The 7861-nt window shown below is 67.6% G+C and carries 4 protein-coding genes and 1 riboswitch; of the genes, 2 read left to right on the top strand and 2 right to left on the bottom strand.

Features of this window, described 5'->3' with window-relative positions:
• Positions 1-53: 53 nt before the first annotated feature.
• The gene (locus tag ACM0O9_RS00020) at positions 54-560 is read left to right on the top strand and encodes an acyl-CoA thioesterase (RefSeq protein ID WP_005415314.1); all 507 of its coding nucleotides are present in this window, start codon (positions 54-56) and stop codon (positions 558-560) included.
• Positions 561-676: 116 nt separating this feature from the next.
• On the opposite strand, the gene ppc is transcribed toward ACM0O9_RS00020, so the two are convergent.
• Complete coding sequence (ppc, locus tag ACM0O9_RS00015) at positions 677-3388, bottom strand: phosphoenolpyruvate carboxylase (RefSeq protein ID WP_235649825.1); 2712 nt, start codon at positions 3386-3388, stop codon at positions 677-679.
• 237 nt (positions 3389-3625) lie between these two features.
• Positions 3626-6142 (bottom strand): S9 family peptidase, encoded by a 2517-nt coding sequence (locus ACM0O9_RS00010; RefSeq protein WP_032953936.1) that lies wholly within the window; start codon positions 6140-6142, stop codon positions 3626-3628.
• A 120-nt stretch (positions 6143-6262) separates the two neighbouring features.
• Positions 6263-6346: riboswitch (S-adenosyl-L-homocysteine riboswitch) on the top strand.
• A 36-nt stretch (positions 6347-6382) separates the two neighbouring features.
• Between ACM0O9_RS00010 and ahcY the strand changes: the two genes are divergently transcribed.
• Positions 6383-7828, top strand: a complete 1446-nt coding sequence (gene ahcY, locus ACM0O9_RS00005) for an adenosylhomocysteinase (RefSeq protein WP_033834449.1) — start codon at positions 6383-6385, stop codon at positions 7826-7828.
• The last annotated feature ends 33 nt before the right edge of the window (positions 7829-7861 follow it).

Here is a 7861-nt window from a genome sequence, read left to right as displayed (position 1 = left end):
GGGGGGGGGGCGCCCCCCCCCCCCCCACTACCGGTTGCCGATACAATCGCCGCATGTCGACCGAACTGAAAACCCACCAGCTGTCCATGACCGTGCTGATGTCGCCGGAAATGGCCAATTTCTCCGGCAAGGTCCATGGTGGCGCCATCCTGCGCCTGCTTGACCAGGTGGCCTACGCCTGCGCCAGCCGCTATGCCGGCAGCTACGTGGTCACCCTGTCGGTGGACCAGGTGATGTTCCGCCAGCCCATCGCGGTGGGCGAGCTGGTCACCTTCCTGGCCTCGGTGAACTACACCGGCACCTCATCGATGGAGATCGGCATCAAGGTGGTGGCCGAGGACATCCTCAAGCGCAGCGTGCGCCACGCCAACAGCTGCTTCTTCACGATGGTCGCAGTGGATGAAGAAGGCCGGCCGACGCCTGTCCCGCCCTTGCAGCCGGCAACGTCCGACGAAAAGCGCCGCCAGGCCGCAGCACAGATCCGCCGCCAGTTGCGCCAGGAAATGGAGCAGCGCCACCTGGAACTGCTGGCGTCGAACCCGCCGTCGCCGGAGGAATGAGGTAGTGCCGGCCGCTGGCCGGCAACCTCGCGCGTGCTGCCAAACATCATGAGGTTGCCGGCCAGCGGCCGGCACTACCCTTTCGAATTCGCCGGGCCATGCCCGGTGGATGCGGATCAACCGGTGTTCTGCACACCCTGCGAAACGCCGTTCACACACGCCACCAGCGCGCGCAGCAGATCGTCATCCTCGCGCCCGCTGGCCCGCCAGCGCTGCAGCAGTTCCACCTGCAGCACGCTGATCGGATCGACGTAGGGATTGCGCAGGCGGATCGACAGCGCCAGCCGCGCGTCGTGGTCCAGCAGCGTCTTCTGGTCCATCAACGCCAGCAGCCAGCGCCGGGTGAGCTCCAGTTCGCGCTGCACCTGCGGGAAGAAGCGCCCGTGCAGTTCACCCGACAACAGCGAGAACTGCTCGGCGATGGTGATATCGCCCTTGGACAGCACCATCGCGATGTCATCCAGGAAGGTACGGAAGAACGGCCAGTCCCGCGCCATATCGCGCAGGGTCTGTTCGTGGCCGGCATCGACCGCGGCCTGCAGGCCACTGCCCACGCCGTACCAGCCGGGAATCACCGCACGCGCCTGGCTCCAGGCGAACACCCAGGGAATCGCACGCAGGTTGCCCAGCGCTGCGTCCTGGCCGAGCCGGCGCGACGGCCGCGAGCCCAGCGTCATCCGCTCGATCACGTCGATCGGCGTGGCGGTACGGAAATAATCCATGAAACCGGCCTGGCCAACGAACCCGCGATACACCTCGCTGCTGGCCGCAGCCACCGCATCCATCACCGGCCGCCACGCATCCTCGCGCGGTTCGGCGCCACGCGGGCGCAGGCTGGCGCGCAGCACTGCACCGGTAGCCTGCTCCAGCGAGCGCAGGGCCAGCGCGCGGATGCCGTACTTGCGATGGATCACCTCGCCCTGCTCGGTCACCCGCAGGCGGCCATCGATGCTGCCGCGTGGCGACGCATCCACGGCGTGGGTGGTCTTGCCACCACCACGGCTGATCGAGCCGCCCCGGCCATGGAAGAAGGTCAGGCGGATGCCGGCCTCGGCCGCCACCTCCAGCAGTTCCACCTGCGCGCGCTGAAGGCCCCAACGCGAAGCAGCAATGCCACCATCCTTGCTGCTGTCCGAATAGCCCAGCATCACCATCTGAACATCATCGCGTGCACGCAGGTGCGCGCGGTACACCGGATCCTCCAGCAGGTCGCGCAGCGTGGCGGTGCCGCGCTTGAGGTCGTCCACAGTTTCAAACAGCGGCGCGATATCGAGCGGCACGCCGCCATCGGCATCGACCAGGCCACCACGCCGCGCCAGCGCCAGCACCGCCAGCACGTCGCTGCGGTCGTGCGCCATCGAAATGATGTAACTGCCCAGTGCATCGCCGCCATGCCGCGCACGGGCATCGGCCAATGCAGCGAACACGGCGTCCAGCCGCCGGTTGCCTTCGTCGTCGCCTTTCGGCAACGGCACCTCGCCACTGGCATGCGGTGCCAGCAGGCGCGCGCGGCCCAAGGCATCCAGGCCCTCCCACGCCGGGTCGCCGCCCAGCACCGCCGCCAGCGCGCGCGCATGCACGCTCGATTCCTGACGCACGTCCAACCGCGCCAGATGGAAGCCGAACGTCTTCACCCGCCACAACAGCCGCTGCACGGCGAAGCCGCCAGCGTGTTCGCCGCGATTGGCGCGCAAACTGTCGAGGATCAGCTGCAGGTCGTCGATCAGTTCATCCGGGCCGGCGTAAGCGCCCTCGCCGTCTTCCAGCGTGGCCTGCAGGCGCGCGCGCATGCGATCGTTGAGCAGGCGGTAGGGCATGTCGGAATGGCGCGGGCGCGACTGTACCTGCGGCAGCAGCTGCTGGTAGTGCGCCACGCGCGCCTGCAGCGCATCGCTCACGCCCACCCGCTCGGTGGACTGGCTGAGCAGGCTGGCCAGCTGCAGCAGTTCCTTCTGATAGCGCGCCAGTACCGCCTGCCGCTGCGCATCCAGCGTAGTGCGGATGGTGTGGGCATCCACGTTCGGGTTGCCGTCCATGTCCCCGCCCACCCACGTACCGAAGCGCAGCAGGCGCGGCAGTGGCAGCTCTTCACCATAGGTATCGCGCAGCGCCTGCTGCAGCGATTCGTACAGCACGGGAATCACGCGGTACAGCACCTGCACCAGATAGAAGCCGACGTGCTCGCGCTCGTCATCGACGGTGGGCCGCACCGGCGAGGAATCAGTGGTCTGCCACGACGCGGTCAGCGCCATGCGGAAGCGCGCAGCATCGGCGGCCGCTTCCCCCGGCGTGCGCTGGCCGTCGAGGTTGTCGACCAGGCTGGCCACCATCAGCTGCTCTTTCTCCAGCAGCGCACGGCGCACCGCTTCGGTCGGGTGCGCGGTAAACACCGGTTCGATGTCGATGCGCGGCAGCCACTGCGCCAGCTCGTCCAGGCCCACGCCCTGCGCCTTCAGGTGCTGCAGCGCATCCTGCAGGCCGTCGGGCTGCGGCGCGGCGGTGCCGGCGCGCTGGTAATCGCGGCGGCGGCGGATGCGATGCACACGCTCGGCGATGTTGACCACCTGGAAGTAGGTGCTGAACGCCCGCACCATGGTTTCGGCCTGCTGCGGCGTGCGCCCGGCCAGGCCTTCGGCCAGCTCCGACAGCGGCGCCTGGTTCTCACGGCGGGCGATGGCGCGGGTGCGCACGTCCTCGACCTCGTCGAGGAAGGCCGCCGATACCTGCTCGACCAGCAGGTCACCGACCAGTGCGCCGAGCCGGCGCACGTCATCGCGAAGCGGAAGATCGGGGGAAGCAAACTCGATGCTGCTGCGGTACTCGTTCATCGGCGACGCACAGGCCTCGGTCAACGGATCCAGACCCCAAGCCTAAACCAGAACGGGCAGCGTGCTGCGATGCAAAAATGGTTTCATCTGCACGCATCCCTGGCGGACGCAGCCGAGCATGGGCTCGGCTCTACAAGCGTCGTGGCGCGTGACACCGTGTAGCGCCCGAGCCCACGCTCGGGCGGCGGCGCAGCCGCACAGGCGGCCGCTGTTGCAGCGGCCGCCCTCATGCAGGTATCAGCGCTTCTTCTTCGCCTTGCCCTGCTCGGCCGGGCCGATGGTCTGCTCCAGCCAGCGCTCGCTTTCGGCCAGCATGGTCATGATCGATTCGCGTGCCCGGTAGGCATGCGATTCGTTGGGCAGCATCACCAGCCGCGCGGTGCCACCCAGGCCCTTCACCGCGGCGAACATGCGCTCGCTCTGGATCGGGAACGTGCCGGAGTTGTTGTCGTCCACGCCGTGGATGAACAGGATCGGATCCTTGATCCTGTCGGCGTAATTGAACGGCGCCATCTTCTGGTAGACGTCCTGCGCCTGCCAGTAGTTGCGCTCCTCGGCCTGGAAACCGAACGGAGTAAGCGTGCGGTTGTAGGCACCGCTGCGCGCGATGCCGGCCTTGAACAGGCGGGTGTGTGCCAGCAGGTTGGCCGTCATGAACGCACCATAGGAGTGGCCACCGATGGCGATGTGATCGCGATCGGTCACGCCTCGGCGCACCACTTCATCCACCGCCGCCTGCGCATTGGCCACCAGCTGTTCGATGTAGGTGTCGTTCGGCTCCTTGTCACCCTCGCCGATGATCGGCATCGACGGGCTGGCCAGCACTACGTACCCCTTGGCCAGGAACGCCTGCGGGCCCCAGTAGCTGACCGCATTGAAGCGGTACGGCGAATCGGTCACCTGGCTGGCCGCGGCCGCGCTCTTGAACTCGCCCGGGTAGGCCCACATCAGCAGCGGGCGCGGGCCGTCGCGCTTGGGATCGTAGCCCGGCGGCAGCAGCAGTGTCGCGGTCAGGTCGACGCCATCCTTGCGCTGGTAACGGATCTGCTCCTTCTGCACGCCCTTCAGCTGCGGCAGCGGATGGGCGAAACGGGTCAGCGCGCGCGGTGCGGCACCGGCATCGGCCAGCGACTGCACGTAGAAGTTGGCCGGTTCGTCCGGGCTCTCGCGGCTCAGCAGCAGCGAATTGCCCTGGTTGTCCAGCAATGCCACCGGCAGCGAATAGCTCGGCGCCTGCGAATGGAACAGGCGCGTCGCCTTGCCCGTGGCGATGTCGAAGCGGTCCACGAACGGGCGGTCGCCTTCCGGCGAAGCGCCGGCGCCGGCCAGGTACAGGCTGCTGCCTTCCGGGCTGGTCTGCAGCAGCGAGCGACCACGTTCATCGCTGGCCAGCAGCGGCCGCCCCGGATCGGCATAACGGTCCTGCGCGTCACGATCCCACAGCAGGCGCGGCTCGGCACCGGCGTTGTCCGGGGCGATCAGCCAGGTCCTGGTCCTGCGGGTCTTCCACCACGACTCGGTCAGCAGGGCCAGGTCGCCACGGCCCCAGTTGATGCCGCTCAGGCGGCTGCCAAGCTGGGCCAGGGTCACCGGCGGCTTGTCGAACGGCGCAGCCTGCATCAGCACCGCATCGCGCACCTTGGCTTCCCGGTTCGGATCACCACCGTCCTGCGCTTCGGCCCAGACCAGGGTGGCATCGGCATCACCGCGCCAGCTGATGTCGCGCACGCCGGTCACTTCGGCATCGTTGCCGGTCGGCAGGCCTTCCACCAGCGGGCGCACCGCCACGGTATGCACCAGCTTGCCGGTGGCACGCTCGATCACTTCAATGCGGCGCGGAAAACTGCTTACCGGCACCACGTAGGAGTACGGACGCTGCACCGGCTGGCGCAGCACGAAGCGGCCGTCAGGCGACACCGAGAAGCCCATGAAGATGCCGGCCGCACCGATCGCGCGGGTACTGCCATCCAGGCCGACTTCCATCGGCTGGGTAGTCGCGTAGTAATCGAACTGGCGGGCGTCGGCTTCGTTCTTCAGCAGGTCCTGATAGGTACGGATCGACACCACGCCGCCACCCTGGCTGGTCTGCTGCACGGCAGGGCCGGTCGGGACGCCGTCGGCGGCCGGGGCCGGCCCCAGGTTGGCCGGGCGGGTGAACACCACCAGCCCGCGGCTGTCCGGCAGCCACTGGTAGCCGCTGCCGATCACCGTGTTCAAGCCGGCAACCAGGCGGCGGGCGCTGCCACCGGCCACATCCACCAGCCACAGTTCATTGGCGCCGCTGGCGGCGTCGACCTGGTTGAAGGCCAGCCACTTCTGGTCCGGCGACCACATCACACTGGCGATCGACAGCGTGGCCGGCAGGCCACTGATCTGCCGCTCCTTGCCATCGGCCACGTTCATCAGCCACAGCTTCTCACCGAAGCTGAAGCGGCTGTCGGAGAACGTGCGCGGGTTGATGCGCAGGCCGGCCAGCTTCAGTTCCGGCTGCGCCACCACCTGGATCGACGGCAGCGACGGCATCTGCATCATCGCGGCCACGTCGCGGCGCGGCGACAGGAACAGCGACGGCGCGCGCGGGGCGTCAACCACTGCCTGCAGTGCGGCCGATGGCAGTTCGTAGCCATTGACGCCCTGCGCCTGCGCCGGAGCTGGCTGCGAGGCGGCCGCCCAGGCCAGCGGGGCCACCGCCAGCAGCCCCATCGACAGGACCAGGCCGGTCCAGCGCCGTGTGCGGCGCGCGTGCATGCTCATCGTTCCACCTGTGTGATGCGTGAAAACTCCGACCTTAACAGGCCGTGCACGTGGCCCCATCTGCCGATGGTTGGGTCATGCCGATGTCACGCTGGGGCCGCGATATAATGGGGGTTCTCCCCTGCCGAGGGGCGCTGCGACCGGATCCCACGAGGCCCGGCCAGGCTCGGTAAGGTGGCTTTGTAACAACGGCGCCCGGCTAGATGCGAGCATCCGCTCGCCCACAACCGGAGCACACGAATGAACGCTGTTGCCAAGACCTTCTCCACCGAAGGTGATTACAAGATCCGCGATATCACGCTGGCCGACTGGGGCCGCAAGGAACTGGACATCGCCGAGCACGAAATGCCGGGCCTGATGTCGATCCGCCGCAAGTACCAGGCCGAGCTGCCGCTGAAGGGCGTGCGCGTGACCGGCTCGCTGCACATGACCATCCAGACCGCAGTGCTGATCGAGACCCTGAAGGACATCGGCGCCGATGTGCGCTGGGCCTCGTGCAACATCTTCTCGACCCAGGACCACGCGGCTGCCGCCATCGCCGCCACCGGCACCCCGGTGTTCGCCTGGAAGGGCGAGACCCTGGAAGAGTACTGGGACTGCACCCTGGACGCGCTGACCTTCACCCTGGCCGACGGCACCCTGACCGGCCCGGAACTGGTGGTCGACGACGGCGGTGACGTGACCCTGCTGATCCACAAGGGCTACGAGCTGGAAAACGGCAGCGACTGGGTCAACACCGCGTCCGCCTCGCACGAAGAACAGGTCATCAAGAACCTGCTCAAGCGCGTGGCCAAGGAGCGCCCGGGTTACTGGGGCCGCGTGGTCAAGGACTGGAAGGGCGTTTCCGAAGAGACCACCACCGGCGTGCACCGCCTGTACCAGCTGGCCCAGGCCGGCACCCTGCTGATCCCGGCGATCAACGTCAACGACTCGGTCACCAAGAGCAAGTTCGACAACCTGTACGGCTGCCGCGAGTCGCTGGCCGACGGCCTGAAGCGCGCGATGGACGTGATGCTGGCCGGCAAGGTGGCCGTGGTCTGCGGCTACGGCGACGTCGGCAAGGGCTGCGCGGCCTCGCTGCGTGCCTACGGCGCGCGCGTGATCGTCACCGAGATCGACCCGATCTGCGCCCTGCAGGCGGCGATGGAAGGCTATGAAGTCAACACCATCGAATCGACCCTGGGCCGTGCCGACCTGTACGTCACCACCACCGGCAACCGCGACATCATCCGCATCGAGCACCTGAGCGCGATGAAGGACCAGGCCATCGTCTGCAACATCGGCCACTTCGACAACGAGATCCAGGTCGACGCACTGGTGTCCTACCCGGGCATCAAGCACGTCAACATCAAGCCGCAGGTGGACAAGTACATCTTCCCGAACGGCAACGCGATCTTCCTGCTGGCCGAAGGCCGCCTGGTGAACCTGGGCTGCGCCACCGGCCACCCGAGCTTCGTGATGTCCAACAGCTTCGCCAACCAGACCCTGGCACAGATCGACCTGTGGGCGAACAAGGACAGCTACGAGAAGAAGGTCTACCTGCTGCCGAAGAAGCTGGACGAAGAAGTGGCCCGCCTGCACCTGGAGAAGATCGGCGTGAAGCTGACCACCCTGAGCCAGGAACAGGCCGACTACATCGGCGTGCCGGTGGAAGGCCCGTTCAAGCCGGACCACTACCGCTACTGATGCCTGTGGGGTGCCGGCCAGCGGCCGGCACTA

Source organism: Stenotrophomonas sp. FR012, from assembly GCF_047520565.2.
In the GTDB taxonomy this organism is placed as follows: Bacteria; Pseudomonadota; Gammaproteobacteria; order Xanthomonadales; family Xanthomonadaceae; genus Stenotrophomonas; species Stenotrophomonas sepilia.
This window is presented reverse-complemented; position numbering and strand designations above follow the sequence as displayed.

Coding starts and splice junctions, on each gene's coding strand:
- ACM0O9_RS00020 (WP_005415314.1), top strand. CDS start 54: ATGTCGACCGAACTGAAAACCCACCAGCTGTCCATGACCGTGCTGATG.
- ppc (WP_235649825.1), bottom strand. CDS start 3,388: ATGAACGAGTACCGCAGCAGCATCGAGTTTGCTTCCCCCGATCTTCCG.
- ACM0O9_RS00010 (WP_032953936.1), bottom strand. CDS start 6,142: ATGAGCATGCACGCGCGCCGCACACGGCGCTGGACCGGCCTGGTCCTG.
- ahcY (WP_033834449.1), top strand. CDS start 6,383: ATGAACGCTGTTGCCAAGACCTTCTCCACCGAAGGTGATTACAAGATC.